General features: G+C 48.7%; 21 protein-coding genes. 16 read left to right on the forward strand and 5 right to left on the reverse strand.

All coding sequences use genetic code 11. The features are described from left to right. Positions 1–24 precede the first annotated feature (24 nt). The 4 genes from M0651_RS10170 to M0651_RS10185 all read left to right on the forward strand — a co-directional run bounded on the left by M0651_RS10170 (position 25) and on the right by M0651_RS10185 (position 3,345). Positions 25–606, forward strand: coding sequence for a DJ-1/PfpI family protein (locus M0651_RS10170; protein WP_248551637.1), 582 nt, complete (start codon positions 25–27; stop codon positions 604–606). Positions 607–656: 50 nt separating this feature from the next. After that, complete coding sequence (locus tag M0651_RS10175) at positions 657–1,163, forward strand: hypothetical protein (protein ID WP_248551638.1); 507 nt, start codon at positions 657–659, stop codon at positions 1,161–1,163. 315 nt (positions 1,164–1,478) lie between these two features. Further along, a complete protein-coding gene (locus tag M0651_RS10180; RefSeq protein ID WP_282577859.1) occupies positions 1,479–2,858 on the forward strand; it encodes a serine hydrolase domain-containing protein in 1,380 nt (459 codons plus the stop codon). A gap of 232 nt (positions 2,859–3,090) precedes the next feature. Next, positions 3,091–3,345: a hypothetical protein gene (locus tag M0651_RS10185; RefSeq protein ID WP_248551640.1), complete on the forward strand. Its 255-nt coding sequence runs from the start codon at positions 3,091–3,093 to the stop codon at positions 3,343–3,345. A gap of 446 nt (positions 3,346–3,791) precedes the next feature. On the opposite strand, the gene M0651_RS10190 is transcribed toward M0651_RS10185, so the two are convergent. Together M0651_RS10190 and M0651_RS10195 are read right to left on the reverse strand one after the other, a co-directional pair. Then, positions 3,792–4,334: a PadR family transcriptional regulator gene (locus M0651_RS10190; protein ID WP_248551641.1), complete on the reverse strand. Its 543-nt coding sequence runs from the start codon at positions 4,332–4,334 to the stop codon at positions 3,792–3,794. Continuing rightward, positions 4,331–5,176 (reverse strand): sialate O-acetylesterase, encoded by an 846-nt coding sequence (locus M0651_RS10195; RefSeq protein WP_248551642.1) that lies wholly within the window; start codon positions 5,174–5,176, stop codon positions 4,331–4,333. Before M0651_RS10195 ends, M0651_RS10190 begins: the two co-directional genes overlap by 4 nt. A 237-nt stretch (positions 5,177–5,413) precedes the next feature. Here M0651_RS10195 and M0651_RS10200 point away from each other — a divergent pair, with 237 nt between their 5' ends. The 4 genes from M0651_RS10200 to M0651_RS10215 all read left to right on the forward strand — a co-directional run bounded on the left by M0651_RS10200 (position 5,414) and on the right by M0651_RS10215 (position 7,538). After that, positions 5,414–5,878 carry an NUDIX domain-containing protein gene (locus M0651_RS10200; RefSeq protein WP_248551643.1) on the forward strand — a complete coding sequence of 155 codons (465 nt, stop codon included), beginning with the start codon at positions 5,414–5,416 and terminating at the stop codon, positions 5,876–5,878. Positions 5,879–6,022: 144 nt separating this feature from the next. Further along, positions 6,023–6,262, forward strand: a complete 240-nt coding sequence (locus M0651_RS10205; RefSeq protein WP_248551690.1) for a DUF3977 family protein — start codon at positions 6,023–6,025, stop codon at positions 6,260–6,262. A gap of 206 nt (positions 6,263–6,468) precedes the next feature. After that, entirely contained in the window at positions 6,469–6,891 is a 423-nt protein-coding gene (locus M0651_RS10210; protein ID WP_248551644.1) for a VOC family protein, read from the forward strand. 110 nt (positions 6,892–7,001) lie between these two features. Continuing rightward, positions 7,002–7,538: a GNAT family N-acetyltransferase gene (locus M0651_RS10215; protein WP_248551645.1), complete on the forward strand. Its 537-nt coding sequence runs from the start codon at positions 7,002–7,004 to the stop codon at positions 7,536–7,538. Between the two features lie 321 nt (positions 7,539–7,859). Here M0651_RS10215 and M0651_RS10220 read toward each other — a convergent pair whose 3' ends face one another. After that, positions 7,860–8,141 carry a toxin-antitoxin system YwqK family antitoxin gene (locus M0651_RS10220; protein WP_248551646.1) on the reverse strand — a complete coding sequence of 94 codons (282 nt, stop codon included), beginning with the start codon at positions 8,139–8,141 and terminating at the stop codon, positions 7,860–7,862. Between the two features lie 72 nt (positions 8,142–8,213). Here M0651_RS10220 and M0651_RS10225 point away from each other — a divergent pair, with 72 nt between their 5' ends. The 5 genes from M0651_RS10225 (at position 8,214) to M0651_RS10245 (ending at position 10,940) form a co-directional block, all read left to right on the forward strand. After that, the gene (locus M0651_RS10225; RefSeq protein WP_248551647.1) at positions 8,214–8,669 is read left to right on the forward strand and encodes an NUDIX hydrolase; all 456 of its coding nucleotides are present in this window, start codon (positions 8,214–8,216) and stop codon (positions 8,667–8,669) included. A 42-nt stretch (positions 8,670–8,711) separates the two neighbouring features. Continuing rightward, positions 8,712–9,032, forward strand: coding sequence for a YobA family protein (locus M0651_RS10230; RefSeq protein ID WP_248551648.1), 321 nt, complete (start codon positions 8,712–8,714; stop codon positions 9,030–9,032). A gap of 23 nt (positions 9,033–9,055) precedes the next feature. After that, complete coding sequence (locus M0651_RS10235) at positions 9,056–9,469, forward strand: VOC family protein (protein ID WP_248551649.1); 414 nt, start codon at positions 9,056–9,058, stop codon at positions 9,467–9,469. Positions 9,470–9,732: 263 nt separating this feature from the next. Beyond that, entirely contained in the window at positions 9,733–10,380 is a 648-nt protein-coding gene (locus M0651_RS10240) for a FusB/FusC family EF-G-binding protein (protein WP_248551650.1), read from the forward strand. 143 nt (positions 10,381–10,523) lie between these two features. Beyond that, the gene (locus M0651_RS10245; protein ID WP_248551651.1) at positions 10,524–10,940 is read left to right on the forward strand and encodes a hypothetical protein; all 417 of its coding nucleotides are present in this window, start codon (positions 10,524–10,526) and stop codon (positions 10,938–10,940) included. A gap of 64 nt (positions 10,941–11,004) precedes the next feature. Here M0651_RS10245 and M0651_RS10250 read toward each other — a convergent pair whose 3' ends face one another. Next, entirely contained in the window at positions 11,005–12,633 is a 1,629-nt protein-coding gene (locus tag M0651_RS10250; protein WP_248551691.1) for a response regulator transcription factor, read from the reverse strand. Beyond that, on the reverse strand, positions 12,630–14,375 hold the full coding sequence (locus M0651_RS10255; protein WP_248551652.1) for a sensor histidine kinase: 1,746 nt from the start codon (positions 14,373–14,375) through the stop codon (positions 12,630–12,632). Before M0651_RS10255 ends, M0651_RS10250 begins: the two co-directional genes overlap by 4 nt. 338 nt (positions 14,376–14,713) lie before the next feature. On the opposite strand from M0651_RS10255, the gene M0651_RS10260 reads away from it, so the two are divergent. From M0651_RS10260 to M0651_RS10270, 3 genes are all read left to right on the forward strand, one after another. Further along, entirely contained in the window at positions 14,714–15,757 is a 1,044-nt protein-coding gene (locus tag M0651_RS10260) for a LacI family DNA-binding transcriptional regulator (protein WP_248551653.1), read from the forward strand. Between the two features lie 19 nt (positions 15,758–15,776). Continuing rightward, complete coding sequence (locus M0651_RS10265) at positions 15,777–17,060, forward strand: alpha-amylase family glycosyl hydrolase (RefSeq protein WP_248551654.1); 1,284 nt, start codon at positions 15,777–15,779, stop codon at positions 17,058–17,060. Between the two features lie 230 nt (positions 17,061–17,290). Beyond that, positions 17,291–18,214 carry an ABC transporter permease gene (locus tag M0651_RS10270; RefSeq protein ID WP_248551655.1) on the forward strand — a complete coding sequence of 308 codons (924 nt, stop codon included), beginning with the start codon at positions 17,291–17,293 and terminating at the stop codon, positions 18,212–18,214. Positions 18,215–18,225: the final 11 nt, after the last annotated feature.

The following is an 18,225-nucleotide window of genomic DNA, read 5'->3' on the forward strand; positions in this document are numbered from 1 at the left end:
AGTTATAGAAAGAGAGATGATTCGATGAGGATTGCATTAGTTTTATTCAACGGAGTTACATTCCTTGATTTTGTCGGGTTCTATGACGTTATCTATCGTTTAAACCTTTTTGACAAGACTAAAGGAACGACATGGGATATTTGTGGTGTAGTCGAGGAAGTTACGGATGAACTTGGGATGAAGGTAAAGGTAAATGTCATTAAGCCGGATTTATCTGAGTATGATCTTGTTTTTATTCCAGGAGGAATGGGAACAAGAACGCTTAAAGATGATGCAGTCTTCATTGACTGGATCAAGACTGCCGAGCTGGCTATGTATAAAATATCGGTATGTACAGGTTCATTATTGTGGGGAGCTGCGGGATTTTTGAAAGATAAGAAAGCAACAACTCACCCCAATGTATATGACTTACTAGAACCTTATTGTTTAGAGGTAATGAAATCCCGGATTGTGAAGGATGGTAACATCATAACAGCTGGAGGAGTAACAACATCAATTGATTTAGGACTATTTATTATTGAATTGTTTGCTGGAGCGGAAGCGGCCAATGTTGTGAAGAAGCAGCTTGATTATCCATATACGGCAGTTGGAATTGTAGAAGTGTAGGCAATTAATAAGCTGATACACAGTTTGTATCATCGGAGGGGATGATTAATATGAGCAAACTTCAAAATATGCGAGGGATTGAGATCAAGAAGTTCCGTGCGGTTTCATCAGGCTTGAAAACATTCGATGAACTCTTTGGCAAAAACGGTTTTGCCGAATGGTTAGAGTCTCACCGCCATCTAGTACAAGAGCATATCTACGAGCCTACGGACTTTTTATGGCATGAGGGCGATAAAGAAACATGGGGGTGTGGGCAAAATGTTTTTATATCAGCCATCAAGGATGAAGTTACTCAAGCGGACGTTGACCCTTACGATATCATTGAATTTCCAGGGGGTATGTTCTTAGTTGCCACAGGGGATGAAAACAACAATGCTGACCTAAACGAAACTGTTACTTATATGATGCAATGGATAGAAGACAGCGACATTTTTGAATATGGCGACTTTCCTAAAAGTGGAATGTGCAATATGCCAAACCCCGGTGGTGCTTTTGATAAGGCGCTTGGTATTGCCCAACAGCAAATATACTTACCATTAAAAATCCGTTCAAAATAATGCCGATCTTTTTTGTACCCAGGTACTGTGCGGAATATAAATCTTAAGGATGAGTACCTGTCTTTTTATCAAGAGTGGTTAGAGTCTAATGCTTGAAGAACTCCGGAGTGAAAAATATAACTAATTCTCTGTAAGTTCAGATGTATAATCATGGAAGAAGCCCAGTCAAGGGAGACTACAATGAAGAAAATACGAAGTAAAACAGGCAGATCAACGGGATATGTCATCCTACTTATCGCAATCATTACTACTATCGTGTGTTGGGATGAACTCGGGAGTTTGGTGAGGACAGGGAACTATGACAATTCGGATCATATGGTGGAAACCATAATGGCCAAATCAGCGACTCCAGGAGTGGCTATGGTCGTATCAAAGCAGGGCAAGACCGAATTTAAGAATTTCGGATATGCAGATGTCAATCATAAGAAGAGGGTAACTGAAGAGTCATTATTTGAATTGGGATCAACGACAAAGGCATTTACGGCTTTGGCCATTATTTTATTAGAAAATGAAGGCTACCTCTCTCTCTCCGACTCTATTACAAAGTATATTCCTTGGTTTGAGCCAACCCTTAAAGGGGAGAAAGTGAATATGACGATTTCTCAGTTGTTAGCCCATACCAGTGGAATTCCGCCGTGGAGTATTCGATTAATTCCAGAAGGCACAACAGGGGATTTGCTTGAAAAGACCATACATAATATTTCAGACATCGCATTAGATACGTATCCTGGGACAGCCTATCATTATGCTACCGTGAATTATGATATTTTAGCGATGATTATTGAAAAAGTTACAGGCAAACGTTATCAGGATTACCTCACTGATAGCATACTGGTCCCTTTAGGAATGAGGGATAGTTATTTTTCAACAGGGCAGGAAAAGGAATCTGATCAACTTACCCAAGGATATCGCGTGTTTTTTGGAAGAAGCTTAGAATATGATGCTCCTAGATATTATGGGAATATCGCGGCAGGATATTTGGTCACGAATTCAAAAGATTTGGAACGCTGGATAAATGCCCAAATGGGGATCGGCGATATTCCAGATCATCTATTGAATGCGATCCAACAATCTCATCAAGTCGACATCAAAACCGCTGGATACGTAGATGAAAATCAATACTACTCATTCGGATGGAGCGTGGATACGAAAAGTAATGTTGTAAGTCATAATGGATCTAATCCGAATTATTCCTCAAAGGTTATTATTGATTTAGATAAGCGGCAGGCCATATTTGTTTTGGCCAATCTGAATTCAACGGCGCCCTCGCTTATTGCTAATAATATATATGAAAATATGAATGGAAATCCTATGAGGAAATTTAGGTATGATGACGAGTATTTATTAATTGATTTGGTATTTTCATCCTTAGCCCTAATCGCAGTCGTTGTCTTATGTCTCCAAGCCATTAAACTCTTTAGAGGAATCAAACCAAATCTTCATGATGAAAAGACAAGGATCAGAATAAAAACAAGAAGCAGTATCGCACTAATCTTAAAAATTATACTTTTGGTATTCGTCATGATCTGGCCTTATCTAATAAACCATAATTATTTCGTGATAGAGGTGTGGATGTCGCATTCCATATTGATTTGGATGGGACTTGCTGCGATCAGTTGCATTTTATCGATAATAATGAATATCAAGACCCTTCATGCTCTAAAAGCCTCGCGGTCGCGGCCGTTTGTCGCTTAAGGCAGTGAGAGTTCGGGAAGCAATACTATTTTATTCTGATAAGTGCAATAAGGCTGGGGCGTTTCGTAATACAAATGGAGGAGTCACTAAAGCACGACTATACTTGTTTTTTCCTTCACGTTGTATTGATTTGAGTTGTACCATTTAAGGGTAGGTAAAACTTACCGGGGCCTACTGCGGATCAAAGATTGCGGTATAGTCCCCAAATTTTATGGGATAGGTCGTGTTCGTATTGAACAAAATAGACAAGCATAATAGATTAGCTGAAGAAATATTTTCTTATAAAGTCACAAAGGATAATAAGGTCTTTATTTATTGGTGCGGTAAACAAGTTACCATATTAGTCGGAAAGCAACGGGATAAATTCCTAGAAAGAATTCATGGTGCGGAACCCTTAGAAGCACAACTGATTATGGCTAAAGTTACAGGCAACTTTAAACGAGGAAATGAAAGAACGGTCAACGGCAAATCAGAATATGGAAGCTAACCAAACATTCCCGAAGGCCGCACTAATCAAATATAGATTTTTAAAATCAATTTTGATCCTATTCGAATATGGAATCATCTTTGGATGTATGCATTATGGCGGAGTTCATCTGAATTTTCTTATTTATATTGCGGCTTTTTTCGGCTTAGTCATAGGGACGTTTTGAAGACCAGTAAAGAGGACGGTAGAGATGTTCGTCACAATACCTGTTACCATCTATTTTGGTGTTAATATCTTTATGATTCATAATGGAGAGTTAAGTATCAAAATTATTTTACTACTACTCATCATACTCACCATTATAGGATTCGAAATCATTAGTAATAAGTTGCTGGATAAACTACTGGGTTGTCAGATGATCATGGAAGAAGCATGAGCATTTTGAAAAAAATACGAAGAGTTAAATATGCAGTAAAGCTAAACCCAGAGGCATAGAAAGACGTCATCTAAGCCTCTGGGGTTCCTTCTATTTCTGCCTTTAATTGTTCAAACCACGCTAAGTTCACCAAGTGATGGGATCGGGAATTTTCGTTCATGCGGCGGTAGTAATCGATTTTGCCGGGAACCTCCTGCGTGTTGGACAGGTATTCATCAAGGAGAGCAATTCGGGATTTCGTCTGATCGATTTGCGATTGGATGAGTTCCAGCAACTTGCTCTTGTCATACTCATCGGCAAAAAGCAGTGCTCCATAAAATTGCAGGTTCACATACTCCGATTGGGTGCTGTATTTGACCATTAATTTTTCGAATTCAACCCTTCCGGTCTCGGTAATTTTGAAGTTTCGGGTTTCGCGTCCGCTGCTTGAAGATTCCTGTTGGATCTGTTCGATCCAACCTTTCTCTTCAAGTTGCTGCAGATTGTAATAAAACGAGCCTTTCGTGAAATTGACAATATACTTGTAATGGCGTTGTTCCATGAAAGCTAATAGTTCGTAACCGTGGGCGCCGGGGTTTTGGATCAGTAAGCCAAGAATGAGTAAGGGGATCAATTCTGCATCACCTTCGCCATCCGCGCCTCGAATTCCGCGTACGTGATTTTGCCCAAAGCCAAATCCATGCTATGGAGATAAATCTGTTCCGTTTTGGAGTAGTCGCGCTTCCCTTTCAGCGACTGATCCTCCTCCGGGAGGGGCTCCAGGACATGACACTTGTTCGAGAAAGCCTCGAAATAACGGTAGCCAAACTTGCGCTGCGAAACCGCGTCGATATGAATGCCATCCGCATTCGCGGTCAACTCTGCCGCCGTGACAAAATAACAATTCGGGTGTTCATTGGCGTAGCGCTGCAATTGCTCATTGACCTGACGATATTCTGTCGCGTGTTGTCCAAAACCGTTTTTTCCCAGGAAATCACCAAGTCCGCCAAGGATCAGCGGCACTTCATCCTTTAGATTCAATTCGTGCCTCAGGGTTTCGATGATCAAAGCGAATTTCTCGTAATACGTTTCATGCAGCGAACCGTAACTGTCGCTTTCCCCCTGATGCCATAGGATTCCACCGATTTCACTGGACCGCAGGGCGAAGCGGGCTTCGGACAAAGCATGTTGAAACAGGGTGCCTTCCGGGTGCCAGTCCTTTAAGGAGCTGCCGCCTTCCGCACAAGGAATCAACCCCATTTCCTCCTCAGGATGGGCTTTCGACCAGGCATCGGCAAAAGACGCCGCCAGGCTTACGCCTGAAACGGGACGGTCGTAATTGATCGGCTCTGTCATCATCTGCCATTGTCCGTTACGCAGCATTTTTATTTTTTCATTATAGATCGGATCGACTTCATGTAAAAATCCACGGCCCGCCATATTCGACTGACCTAACATTAGAAATGACTTCATCATCAGCTAACTCCTTCACATTACTACTATAGTCTAATTAGACTATGTATAGCTTAGTACATGCTTAGGCAATAGTCAAATGAATGTGGCTGGTATTGGCGAACAGATGTATAATCATGGAAGATGCTCAGACGACAGACGCCCTAACCTAAGATACGAGCTATCTTGGCTGGGGCCGTTTTGTGTATACATAGTCATGGAGTCCAGCAGCGATTTTGAGGATCAAGGAGGGTTAGGCTGATGCAAGAAAAAACTCCGATAACCAAATATCACGTGCTGGCTCGAGGAGTTATCATTAAGGATTTCCATCTCTTAGTTGCTCATTGTAAGGGAATGGATAATACATTTCTACCCGGAGGACATGTTGAATTTCATGAGAGCATGAAGACCACCTTGCATAGGGAAATCAATGAAGAACTTGGTTTAACCAGTGAGGTTGGCGCTTATCTTGGAGCAGTTGAAGCTAGCCACGAAGACGGAGGCGTGTATCATCAAGAAATAAATCATGTGTTTGCTACTAAACTAGCGTATTTAGATCTTGGAACGAATCCCGAATCGAAAGAGAGTCATCTAGAATTTTATTGGATCCCCGTAAATGAGCTCGACCGTCACAATTTACTTCCCGAACCCATGAGACAGCTTATTCATAACTATATTCGTGGGACTGAGGGTCCTTACTTTGAAAGTACATTTGAAGAAGGTTGAGTATGAAACTAACACTCATGAATGGGATGACAAGTGATGCAAAAGGAAATTATTGTTTACTTTTTTACAGATAAGAAAAACAATCTCAATGAATTGAACCAATTATTATCTGAGGGTGGAGAGCAGATTCTGACCAAGGATTCCTTGAAGAAGTATATTGAGATTGGGATTGGTAACACGTGGCTTATTAGAACAGAGATAGAACACGAAGATGGAACCGAAACCGAAATGAGAGGTATCGTAAAGCCATTTAAATTAAAATCAGTTTATTTAAGAGTTTGGATAAGAAGGAGAGTTTTGATTCTTGATCTCAGAGAAGGCATAAAGGTTCAGGCCAAAAGTAAAAGCAACTTCAAGATTATAATAGGATTTTACGGCGTTTGATGTCCACACTCACGGAAGAGATGTGACGGAGACCGGTTGACGGTAAACAAGAAGATGAACGATCGTATAGCTAAGGATGACATTATCATTAATGAACAGGACACCAATCATTTGCAAGTGCCTCATCGGAGATAGCCTTGATAACAGCCTGGACAGCAGTGAGTTATGAAAATGACAATTAAGAATAGAATTGAGGAGGAAAGATCATGATTCAATCCATCGTCCATATCGCACTTGTGGTTAAGGATTATGACGAGGCCATAGATTTTTATACGAAAAAGCTTCATTTCTCATTAGTAGAGGATACCTATCAGCCGGAACAAGATAAACGATGGGTAGTCGTTTCTCCGCCAGGCTCAGTGGGTACGACAATATTGCTCGCAAAGGCTTCGAAACCGGAGCAAGAGCCATTTATTGGGAATCAGGCCGGAGGTAGGGTTTTTCTGTTTCTGAACACGGATGATTTCTGGCGAGATTATCAGGATATGGTTTCAAAAGGGATTGAATTTGTTAGAGAACCCAAGGAACAAGAATATGGAATCGTGGCAGTCTTTAAGGATTTATACGGCAACCTGTGGGACTTACTGCAGCTCAAAGAAGATCATCCGATGATGAAGCGGATGAAATAAGTCGGCAGCCATACCATCACATCCTAGTTGTTATGAACGGGGAAGTTAGTCAAATCCATGACAGGGAGAGACTATGATGCTGTTCCATAATTTTCTTCCGGAGGTATGAAATGATATATATAGAAACGACTCGATTACATTTGCGGGACTGGAAAGAGGCCGACTTGGCTCCCTTTCGTCAACTCAATTCGGACGAACAGGTCATGAGATATTTTCCGAAAGCTTTATCGACTGAAGAAACAGATGGCCTATATCAATCCATCCTGTCCGGATTTCAGGAATGCGGCTTTGGGTTATATGCCGTCGAACTCAAGGAGACTCAAGAATTCATAGGGTTCATAGGATTTCGCAGGGTCCAATTTGAGGCGGATTTTACGCCATGCATCGAAATTGGCTGGCGGCTTAAACAAGAGGCTTGGGGTAAAGGGGTTGCAACGGAAGGGGCGGCAGCCTGTTTAGAGTATGGATTTAACCGTTTGGGGTTTCATGACGTTTATAGTTTCACAGCGGATATCAATACGCCTTCCCAAAACGTAATGAAAAAAATCGGGATGGACTATGTGAAAGTGTTCTATCATCCAAGAGTTGAGAAAGATAGTCCATTAAGCAAGCATGTTCTCTATCATATAAGCCGTAAAAATAACTAGGCAACCGTGTGATTGTTGTATTTAAGAGAACTGTGGTGGACTGAAAATAGTCCCGAAGGAAGGTGCCCTAAGATGGCAGAATTGCAGATTGATTTATAAGGATGAGCTGGAGGATCTTCTGAGTTTATACCAATTTCTGATACCCGGATGATCCAGAGTTAGAAAGAGGCCCTGATTTGGATGAACATAACGGAGAAATTGTGACGTCATGCGTTTTGAATATCATCAAGAATCTTAAATTGGGAAGAAACGGGGTTTGTAATGAACATGTAAACGGCATGCGTTAGGGAGAGGGAAAGGAAAAGCTCAATGAAAATAGCCTTAGCCTTTACTGCGATGGGTAGATTTGTATTTATTGCCTTTGCTGTCATAGGTGATCCATTCTCCGACAGGCTCGCCCATCTCGAAATATCCCGACCGTTTTATTGTTCCATCGGCACGAAACCATTCCCAATACCCGTCCGGCAGGTCACCAACCATTTTTCCTTTTGACCAAATGGTTTTACCGTTTGCATGATATTTGATCGTCCAACCGTCAATCACTTCCAACTTCTTCTCCTTCACCCCAGTTGGATGAATCAAATCGCAATTTTCGTAATTCATCACGTGCCTCCGATCATCGGGTTTCGTTCATAATACCATATTTCAAGGAGAAGGGTCAGGAGGATTTATTTCATGGGATACATTTCGGAGCTTCGCAAACTGGTCGGCACAAGGCCGATCATCATGGTTGGGGTGAGCGTCATCGTCAAGAATCCGGAAGGACAGGTGCTGCTTCAGAAACGGACGGATAGTCTGGATTGGGGAACGCTCGGCGGTTCCATGGAACTCGGAGAGACCTTTGAGGAAACCGCACGGCGTGAGCTTTTTGAGGAGGCAGGGCTCCAAGCGGAAGAGCTGACATTCATCACGAATTTGTCCGGTGAGGATTTCTACTACAAGTACCCCCATGGGGATGAGGTATATAACGCCATAGCCGTTTACGAGGCGGTTCGTGTCCATGGCACACCGACCATCAACGATGATGAAGGCCTTGAATTAAGATACTTCTCCCTGGATGAGCCTATCGACAACTTGAACTCCAACAGCTATATGATTTTAAAACAAGCGGGATATATCCGTAACTGGTGAGCTGGGCGCTGCAAAAACTTCTGGGAGGTTGAGGTGTTCTCTATGAAAAGAGGGTGGGTGCTCTTCTTGTTGATCCTGGTTTGCGCCGGCTGCGCTTTGGGACCACAGACGTCCAACCGCATGGAAGGGGAAGGATATATTTTGGAGGTTGCTGAGGACCGCGTTTTAGTGCTTGAAGAACCGTTCGCGAATCAAAGTTGGACGGATATCATGGGGGATTATGACGGAGAAGCGATTTGGCTAAACACCCGCATCTCCAACTTGAAACCAGGTCAAAAGATCCGTTACACAATCAAAGGCGGAATCAACGAATCTTATCCGTCCCAAGCAGATGCCAAAGTCATCCAAGTTCTTGAGGAGTAAGTATCCAATGAAGGAGGCTTCCTATGAACCAACCTTGGTCAGAGCAAATGCCGGCGGTTCAGTTCCGCGTGGCACGACCGACGCATCAAATCGATAAGATCATCGAGTTCTATATGAAAGGGCTTGGACTGGAAATCGTAGGTTCCTTCGCAAAACATGAGGGTTATGACGGGGTTATGTTTGGCTTGCCGGGAGTGGATTATCACCTGGAGTTTACGCAGCATGTGGACGCCGTTCCGGTGTTGCCTCCCTCCAAAGACAATTTGTTGGTCTTCTACATTCCGGATGGGAGCGCCAGAGACGAAATTGTCACGCGATTAAGCTCCATGGGCTACCCCGAAGTCGAACCTGAAAATCCCTATTGGAAGCAACAGGGCATCACCGTATGCGACCCGGACGGTTGGAGAATCGTCTTGCAGAACACGGCGGGAATCTAGCAGGATACTTGGAATGGAATTGCGGCTTTCCGAACTTGCTGTTATACTTTTGCCTATAAAATGGAATTGGGGGTTTTACAGATGGCAATTCGCGATTGCTCATTTGCTAGGAAGTCCTCATGCAAAGCCTGATCTAGGGCGATACTTTGCGTGGGGTGCGAGAGGATGAATTCGATCGCCCAAACTTAACTTTATCGTTTCTAATAACAGGCTTTGCACCTTATTGATTTTGAGGGTACATCACAAATAAGGGGCTGAAAGCTATGAGTACACCATTTATTAGAAACCACCAGTATAACGTGATCAAGAAACAAGCGGAATTTCTTCAGAGAACACTGCGTACCGTCGCGGATCGAAGCGTTCTGGAGACCGTAAGGTTTAGTGCCGTTAGAAATATCGTTGAGGCCTTTCCGATGCTGACGGAGGAGCAGAAGCAGATGCTGGGTCAAATCGCTTCCTTCGAGACGGCTTACGATTTCCAAAGGTATCTTGGGGCATTAGAAGCCTATCTGGAGCCTTTTCCGCCGATTACGGTGAAGCAGATTGAGAAGCTATTCCCTAAAAATAAGAAACTGAAAGTACCGGATCTCGCCTCCATCGACTTTCGTGACGTGACGTACTTGAGTTGGGTGGATATCGCGACGAACAAACTATTCATTGTCTATCCGCATGAGGGCCGGTTTATCGGCATCGAAGGCAGGTTGACGCCGACCAACAAGAAAGGGTATTGCTTGTTCTGCAATCGGCATCAGGAGCTTGCTTTTTTCTCGGTCAAAACCAAATCCGCCAATGCTTCGCCGGATAACTTCTCCATGTACGGGCATTATGTCTGTCTAGAGAACCAGGGCTGCAACCATAGCATTACGGATACGGGAGCCTTGGAGAGGTTCTTGCTGTCGGTAGGAAAATAAATAAGGGAGAAGAAGATCACCGTTATACGGTGGTCTTCTTTTTGCTTTTGCAAGGATTGTAGGTGCTCAGGCATTGGAGTAAAATGGAAGCGAAACCAAGGTGATAACGGAACAATTAAAATGACTTGAGGGAGGCACTCTCAATGAAAAAAGCACTTAAGGTTATGCTGTTGCTATCATTTATATTTGTTTGCTTGGTTCAGCCTGTGTCGGCTGCAACCAAAACGGTTAAACTCAAGGTGACCCTCGTTAGCGTTGAACTGGTTGAGAACGATCATGTCGGCAACGAGTGGTATACCGCTGCATCGGTGAATGGTAAAGAAATTGAGGAAGGATCGACCGTCAGTCTTAGCCTCAAATCAACGGAGAGTCTTAAGTTAAAAGCGTATGTGGAAGAGCAGGATAAAGTCCCGGACAGCGGTTCAGCCAACGCTTCGATTAAGGTGTCCTCTGTGACCAAGGACATTCATAAGGCATTAAAGGTTAAAGTTACAGAAAATCGGGGGAGATACTCCGGGAACACCGCGGAGTGGAAATTTACGTTTAAGATGCAAAAATAGAATTGACAAGTGACAAGGGCCCCCCGATCGTCGGGAAGGCCCTTTTTCATGCGCTCTTCTAGCTTCAAGCCCGCTCCGCCACCGGCCACCGCGCCGCACTCCGCGAATTCTTCTTGTATTCGTTGGGCGTGACCCCGACCTCCTGCTTGAACAGCTTGGAGAAATAGGAGTAATTAGCGTAACCGACCTGGTTCGCCACGGCGTACACGGACAGTTTGGACGTTTCGAGCAACTGCTTGGCGACGGAGATCCGGACCTGGATGACGTAGCTGCCGAGCGAAACGCCTGTTTCTTTTTTGAACAAGCGAGCCAGATAATCCGGGTTGAGATAGACGACCTCCGCCAGGTCGTTCCGCGTCAATTCATCGCCGTAATGGGCGTGGATGTATTGCTTGATTTCCTCGGCGACCGATTTCGGTTCCGCCGCGAAGTCCCGATAGGCCATAGCCGTATTCACCAAATAAGTCACGTATTCCTGCATGTCCTCGATCGAATGGAGGGACCCGGATAGCAGCTCCTCATTGGCCCTTGCGGCGTACAGCTTATGCGCTTCGATGCCTTTTAACTTCAGGAAGGCGTATACGAGCTGCACGATATCCAACCGGAACAAAGCGAGGCAGGAGGTGTCCAACGTCTTGCGGTCCAAGCGGTCCTTGAGGTAACGCGACGTTTCTTCCATAAACGCGGCCGGATTGTTTTGATGCAGCAGCTCCTCCAAACGCGCCAAATCCGGGGGGAGATATACCGGTTGCTTTTGCGAATCGTCGCGCTCCGCCCAATAGGTCCGGTTGCGGGTTTTGGTCAAATTTTCGTTCATCGCCAGCAGTTGGTGCAGCACCTGACCGATTCTCTCCAACCGGCCGGAGAGGCCCACGCAGCAGCAGGCGTCGCAATTCAAATACGCGTTCGCCCGGCGAATCCATTCAGCGCATAACTCCGCAAGTAACGCAGGCTCCGGCGGGTCGTTCCATTTGAGGATCGCGATCCAATGATATTCCTTGAACTCCAGAAGGGATTCGACGGAAAACCGCGGGTTTTGCAGCAGCTCGCCCAACACGTTCCCCAGGGCAAAGTCGAATAACCCCTTTTCCTCCCGACCCAGGCTGCCGTTGTAGGGAAATACGTGAATCAGCACCGGCTGGATGAGGTCGGACGGAAGGTAGGCGAGCTGTTGATCTTCCACGGCCTGAGCCACCGCCGCCGGCTTGACGGGGGCGGCCGCGCTGGCGCTGATCTGTTTCCGCCAGAAATACTCCACCAGGTTCGCCTGATTTTTCTGCCACAGCGCCCCTTCTTGAATCGCTTTCTCCCGATGTTGTTGCTCCTTGGACCGAGCGACCGCCTTACGCAGGATCAGCATCAGTTTATCGAACTCGATCGGCTTGAGGAAATATTCGAAGCTTTGCAGCTCGATCGCTTTTTGCGCATAGTTGAAGTCGGCGTAATTGGTCAGGAAGATGGCCTGAACGGCGTAGTTTTCCTCCCGGATCCAGGCCAGCAGCTCCAGCCCGCTCCCTTGGGGCATTTCGATGTCGGAGATCAGGATTTGCACCGGATGCCGCTGCAGGATATCGCGAGCCTGAGCGACATTGTTGGCCGTATACACCTTCTCGATGCCCAGCGATGTCCATTCGATTTTCTTCTCCAAAGCGGCGACGACGTAAACATCGTCATCCACGACCAAAGCGTTCATATAGCCACGCTCCTCCTGTTCGTTCCGGCGTAGGCCGGGAGAGATAAGATCACGCATGCCCCGCCGTCCTCCTGGTTAGAGAACGACGCGGCCGCTTGACCGTTGTATAGGGATTCCAAACGCTGCAGCGTGTTCATGATTCCGATATGGGTCCCCGCCGATTGATCCAGGGGGTTCCCATTTTGCAAATCCTCCAGGATTTCCGGCGGGAATCCGGGGCCGGTATCGGTGATTCGGATCGCGATGCGCTCTTCACCATCTTCATTCCTCAGCCGGACCGCCAGTTCGATTTGGACCTGCGAGACCCGGTTTACCGCGTATTTGACCGCGTTCTCCACGAAGGTCTGCAGGACGAGCGGCGGGATTTCGGCGCCTGCCAGGGGAGCTTCCTCATCGATGCGGTAGTCCAGGGCATCGGGATACCGGTGTTTCTGGATATCGAGATAAATCCGCACATGCTCGATTTCGTCCCTCAGCTTCACGAAGTCGCCGTCGTTCTGGAAGATATACCGGAAATACTTCGAGGTGGACAAGGCCATCTGCTCGATTTCCCGGTACAACTGCATTTGCGCCATGCTGTAGATATTCGTCAAGCAATTCAGGAAGAAGTGCGGTTTGATCTGCAGCTTCATGTAATCCAGCTGGATGCGCTGCTTCTCCAGCTCCCGTTCGTACAAGTCGATTTTGAATTTCCTAATCTGGCCGACCAGGTTCATGAACTGCTTGTTGGCCTTCTCCAGCTCGATGATCTTGCTGCTTTCGAACTCCAGCGGCTCGCCTTCCTCCGTCCAGAACGCCAGGTTGTAGGAGAAGCTTTTGATCGGCCGCAGCACCGTGTTCCTGAAGTAAAGCAGGATGAATCCGAGGCTGCAGGAGATGATGACGGCCAGCAGGAGGATCAGGAGCTGGGCGATCATGATTTTTTCGAAGGCCCCGAACTGGATGACCAGCTTCACGTGAAAAGAGGCGTTGGTGAACTCCCCGTTGACCGTCGTTCCGGCTCGGAACAAATCCGGTAAGGAAGACGGCCGCGGAGTCGCGTCCAGCAGCTCGCCGTTGTTGGACACCGGAGTGGTTACGGCCATGCCGCGATCGTCGATGAGGGAGACGAACCCGTCTTCGCCGAGATTCAGCGCACGCAGGGGACGGATCAAGTTGTCCGCCGACACCAGGCTGATCATGTAGCTGTCGTGATAAGGCACGATATTCGTGATGTAATACCTGCCGCCAATCTCAACCGGCGTCCACTTGGAATAAATTCTCTCGTACACGTTTCGGTCCGCTTCCACGTTGGCGATAATTTGTTCCTTCAGCTCCAGGTAGTCCGCATAAGGAATGCTGATCGGCGCGCAGTTGAGGAAGAAATCCTGCTTCTTCAAATACACGAAAAAGTTGTATTCCTGCCCGTAGTTTTTCTGCAGCTCGTTAAAACGCTTGTGCAGGTTTTCGTTCCCTTCGAAGAATTCCGCGCTGTTCATGGGACTATCGTTCATCGCCTTCAGGTTTTCGTCGTTCGCCAGCGTCCAGCCCGTATAGTGGTTGATATAGGCAAAATCGTGATTGATCCGATGGATGTACAAGTCGGCAGTGTCCTGTAAATAACGTGTGGATTGCTGCTTGACGATCGAAATCGCGGAAATGCTGATGGCGAAGTCCAGGATCAGGACAACAAAGGAAATCAGAAACATGATGTTGACGTAATGGCGGACCGGATACTGTTTGTTTTTCGTCGATTTGCCCATGGCTTGCTAGCGCCGCATCCTTTCCCGCGCGCATCCATTCGTTCAACCGATGCCATGAATGCGCTTTTACAGTGTTTATCCCTATTATAAATCCTACCTTTAAAAAAAGAAGGCGTTATCCGGCTTGCCCTGCCGGAAAGTCCGGATAACGCCAGGAAAAGTCTGCTTACCGTCAGGCAGTTGCCGAGGGGGGCGCCCATGAGGTTCCCCTGGCTTCGGAATCCGGCGGAATAGTCCGCATTCCGCGCCCAAGTGGTCCGGCAAACGGACGGGTGAACCGCTAAGCTTAAAATGATTCAGCAAAACCTTGGGGCGCAAGGCCGGGAGGGAGGATGCATATGAGCGTCACGATCAAGGAAGTCGCCCGCCGAGCCGGGGTCTCCATCTCCACCGTCTCGCGGGTGATGGCAGGGGAAGCGCGGGTTCGCCCGGAAAACCGGCGCAAGGTCGAAAGCATCGTGAAGGAGATGGACTATTCGCCCAACTCTACGGCGCAAAGCCTCGTCTCCCATGCCGCGAATGCTATCGGCCTGCTGCTGACCGAGGCGGAAGCCGAGCGGGCAAACCATCCCTTTGGCATGGAATTGATCCGCGGCGCGGTCACCCGGGCCAACCGGTCTGGCTTTGACCTGTTCATCGGCTCGGGTTCGGGCGAGAGAGCGGGCCAGCAGGTCATGTCCCGCTTGGTGCGAGGGAAACGCGTCGACGGGGCGATCGTGCTCGCGGGCCGCCACAAGGAGGCCGTCATCGATTGGATGCGCACAAACGGCGCACCGTTCGTATTGATCGGACGAAGCGAGCAGGAAGGCGTCCCCAGCGTGGACATCGACAATGAGGCGGCCGGATACGAGGCGGCGTACCACCTGATTCGGCTGGGGCATAAGCGGATCGGCTTCGTTGGCCTCGCCACGGAGCGGGATGCGGTGGAATGCCGGTTCCGCGGATACAAGCGGGCGCTGCGGGATAACGGCTTATCTTGGCGTTCCGGTTGGATTTTGGAAGAGGAGCTGCTGAGAGACGGCGGCGATCGGGCCATGGCTTACCTGACGAGCCTCCTGCAACGGCCGACGGCGTTGGTTGCGGCGGACGATATGACGGCGCTGAGCGTGATTCGCGCTCTGCACAACCTGGAGCTCCGCGTTCCCGCCGACATGGCGGTGGTCGGCTTCGACAATACGCCGTTGGCCGAGTTGTCCGTGCCGCCGCTCAGCAGCATCGACACGGGCGCCTACCACTTGGGGTATTGGGCGGCGGATCGGCTGCTCCGAATGCTGCGGCAGAAGAAAAACGGAGCGGAGGGACCGGAACGCCTCGTCGTTCCCCATAAGCTTGTCGTCCGCGAGTCGTCGATGCCGGTACGCGGACCGATTTCACCAGCATAAGAAAGGGAGTAACGCATCAATGGCAAAGGAAACGGAAGTTACGCTGCGCAGTCAAGTCGTTTATTCGGTTTACGTGCGCAATCACAGCCCGGAGGGCACGTTCCGGGGCGTGGAACGGGATCTCGGCCGGATCCGGGAGTTGGGGGTGGATATCGTCTGGCTGCTGCCGATCCATCCGATCGGCCTTGAAGCGCGCAAAGGGGAGTTGGGCAGCCCTTACGCCAACCGGGATTACCGGGAAATCAACCCGGAGTTGGGCACGCGCGAGGATTTCGAAAGCCTGGTGGAAGCGATCCATCGTCACGGAATGAAATGCATCATCGACGTGGTTTATAACCATACGTCCCCGGATTCCTGGTTGGTCCAACATCGCCCGGACTATTTCTATACGACCCCGGAAGGCAAGCGCGGAAACCGCGTCGGCGACTGGGGCGACATCGTCGACCTGGATTACGGCCAAGCCGGGCTTTGGGATTACCAGATCGATACGCTCAAAATGTGGGCCGGGATCGTCGACGGTTTCCGCTGCGACGTGGCTCCGCTGCTGCCGCTGGAATTTTGGCTGCGGGCGCGGGAAGAGGTGGCTAAGGTCAAACCGGATTGCTTGTGGCTTGCCGAGTCGATCGAGCCGGAATTTCTCCTGCATTTGCGTTCGCGGGGATTAACCGCGCTGTCGGACGCCGAAATCCTGCAGGCGTTCGACGTTTGCTACGATTACGACACCTACCCGTGGTTCGCGGGATATTTGTCCGGCGACAACGCCTTGAGCGCTTATGCGGACAAGCTGAACCAACAGGAGCACCTATATCCGGCGAATTACGTCAAGCTGCGTTTTTTGGAAAATCACGACCGGCCTCGCGCGGCCAAGCTCATTTCGGACGAAGGCAGCCTGATCAACTGGACGGCGTTCCTGTATTTCCTAAAAGGCATGCCGCTCCTCTACGGGGGACAAGAGACGCAAAGCGAGGTTTGCCCGGATTTGTTCGGCCGCCAGCCCGTCGACTGGAGCGCGGGGAAGGATTTGTCCTGGCTGCTCAAAACCTTGTATGCGATCAAGAAGAAACCGATCCTGGCCTACGGTTTGTGCCGTTGGAACGCCGATGACGCTTTGGATCTCTTGGCCGGAACGTATGCCTGGGGAGAGCGGAAGCTGGCCGGGGTGTTCAGTCTGAAAGGGAAACCGGGGGAAGCGGAGGTTGATCTCCCCGACGGCGTTTACGCCGATCTGATCGGCGGCGGCGAAATCGCGGTGATCCGGGGCAAGGTGCGGAGCGAGGGGAAACCGGTCATCCTCGAGTTTTGACGAAGCGGAAAGTCCGGATCGTGCCATATCGGGTCCGGATTCCGTTATTCACGTTCATCCACGGCGGGGATCCAGGCTGAGGGCCGCAGCAAACCTGCGGCAAAAGTCCGGTTACCGCCTGGTTCTGGTCCGGTAAACGCGCAAGGCGCGAAGTTATACTTAAGACGTTGAAGCCGCCGGACAGATGGAAGGCGCGCCTCGGAGCAGACGATAGAGAAGGAGGGGATGTCATGAAATCCGGCGCATGGGGGTTTAGGCGGACGTTCGGACGAATCAAACGAAACCAGGGATTGTATTTGCTGCTGTTGCCCGCGGTGGTGCTGTCGCTGTTGTTCGCGTACAAACCGATGTACGGCGTGCTGATCGCGTTCAAGGATTACAGCCCGGCGCTGGGCATTGACGGCAGTCCATGGGTGGGGTTCAAGCATTTCGAGAAATTTTTCCATTCGTATCAGTTTTCGACGACCATTAAGAACACCATCGTTATCAGCTTGTACAGCATCGCTACGTTTCCGATTCCGATCGTATTGGCGTTGATGGTGAATCAGATGCGGGCAAACCGGTTCCGCCGGTTTTTCCAAACGGTCTCGTACATGCCGCACTTTATCTCCACGGTCGTCATGGTCGGGTTGATGCTGATCTTGCTCTCCCCGAGCACCGGCCTGGTCGGCAATTTGTACAAACTGTTCGGCGGGGATGCGCCCGATTTGATCGGCTCGGCCGGATGGTTCAGCAGCATCTATGTCTGGTCGGACGTGTGGCAGCACGTCGGATGGGACAGCATCATTTACATCGCCGCGTTGTCCACGGTCGATCCGAGCCTGTATGAGGCGGCCACGGTCGACGGGGCCAGCCGCTGGCACAAAATCCGCTACATCGATATTCCGATGCTGATGCCGACAGCGATCACGCTGCTTATTTTGCGGGTCGGCGGCCTGCTGGGGGTCGGATTCGAGAAGGTCTACCTGATGCAAAACGACCTGAACATTACCGCGAGCGAAATTTTGTCCACGTACATTTACAAAATCGGCCTGCTGAGCAGCCAATACAGCTTCTCCTCGGCGGTCAACCTGTTCAACACCGTCATTAACTTCCTGCTGCTGATTCTGGTGAACCAGATATCGAAGAAATACAGCGAGAACAGCTTATGGTAGAGGAAAGGAGG

The sequence above is a fragment of the Paenibacillus mellifer genome (assembly GCF_023195895.1).
Classification (GTDB): domain Bacteria; phylum Bacillota; class Bacilli; order Paenibacillales; family Paenibacillaceae; genus Fontibacillus; species Fontibacillus mellifer.

Excerpts from the sequence above, each read along its gene's own strand:
- M0651_RS10170 (WP_248551637.1), top strand. The coding sequence starts at position 25 with ATGAGGATTGCATTAGTTTTATTCAACGGAGTTACATTCCTTGATTTT.
- M0651_RS10175 (WP_248551638.1), top strand. The coding sequence starts at position 657 with ATGAGCAAACTTCAAAATATGCGAGGGATTGAGATCAAGAAGTTCCGT.
- M0651_RS10180 (WP_282577859.1), top strand. The coding sequence starts at position 1,479 with ATGGTGGAAACCATAATGGCCAAATCAGCGACTCCAGGAGTGGCTATG.
- M0651_RS10195 (WP_248551642.1), bottom strand. The coding sequence starts at position 5,176 with ATGATGAAGTCATTTCTAATGTTAGGTCAGTCGAATATGGCGGGCCGT.
- M0651_RS10200 (WP_248551643.1), top strand. The coding sequence starts at position 5,414 with ATGCAAGAAAAAACTCCGATAACCAAATATCACGTGCTGGCTCGAGGA.
- M0651_RS10210 (WP_248551644.1), top strand. The coding sequence starts at position 6,469 with ATGATTCAATCCATCGTCCATATCGCACTTGTGGTTAAGGATTATGAC.
- M0651_RS10215 (WP_248551645.1), top strand. The coding sequence starts at position 7,002 with ATGATATATATAGAAACGACTCGATTACATTTGCGGGACTGGAAAGAG.
- M0651_RS10220 (WP_248551646.1), bottom strand. The coding sequence starts at position 8,141 with ATGAATTACGAAAATTGCGATTTGATTCATCCAACTGGGGTGAAGGAG.
- M0651_RS10225 (WP_248551647.1), top strand. The coding sequence starts at position 8,214 with ATGGGATACATTTCGGAGCTTCGCAAACTGGTCGGCACAAGGCCGATC.
- M0651_RS10230 (WP_248551648.1), top strand. The coding sequence starts at position 8,712 with ATGAAAAGAGGGTGGGTGCTCTTCTTGTTGATCCTGGTTTGCGCCGGC.
- M0651_RS10235 (WP_248551649.1), top strand. The coding sequence starts at position 9,056 with ATGAACCAACCTTGGTCAGAGCAAATGCCGGCGGTTCAGTTCCGCGTG.
- M0651_RS10240 (WP_248551650.1), top strand. The coding sequence starts at position 9,733 with ATGAGTACACCATTTATTAGAAACCACCAGTATAACGTGATCAAGAAA.
- M0651_RS10245 (WP_248551651.1), top strand. The coding sequence starts at position 10,524 with ATGAAAAAAGCACTTAAGGTTATGCTGTTGCTATCATTTATATTTGTT.
- M0651_RS10250 (WP_248551691.1), bottom strand. The coding sequence starts at position 12,633 with ATGAACGCTTTGGTCGTGGATGACGATGTTTACGTCGTCGCCGCTTTG.
- M0651_RS10255 (WP_248551652.1), bottom strand. The coding sequence starts at position 14,375 with ATGGGCAAATCGACGAAAAACAAACAGTATCCGGTCCGCCATTACGTC.
- M0651_RS10260 (WP_248551653.1), top strand. The coding sequence starts at position 14,714 with ATGAGCGTCACGATCAAGGAAGTCGCCCGCCGAGCCGGGGTCTCCATC.
- M0651_RS10265 (WP_248551654.1), top strand. The coding sequence starts at position 15,777 with ATGGCAAAGGAAACGGAAGTTACGCTGCGCAGTCAAGTCGTTTATTCG.
- M0651_RS10270 (WP_248551655.1), top strand. The coding sequence starts at position 17,291 with ATGAAATCCGGCGCATGGGGGTTTAGGCGGACGTTCGGACGAATCAAA.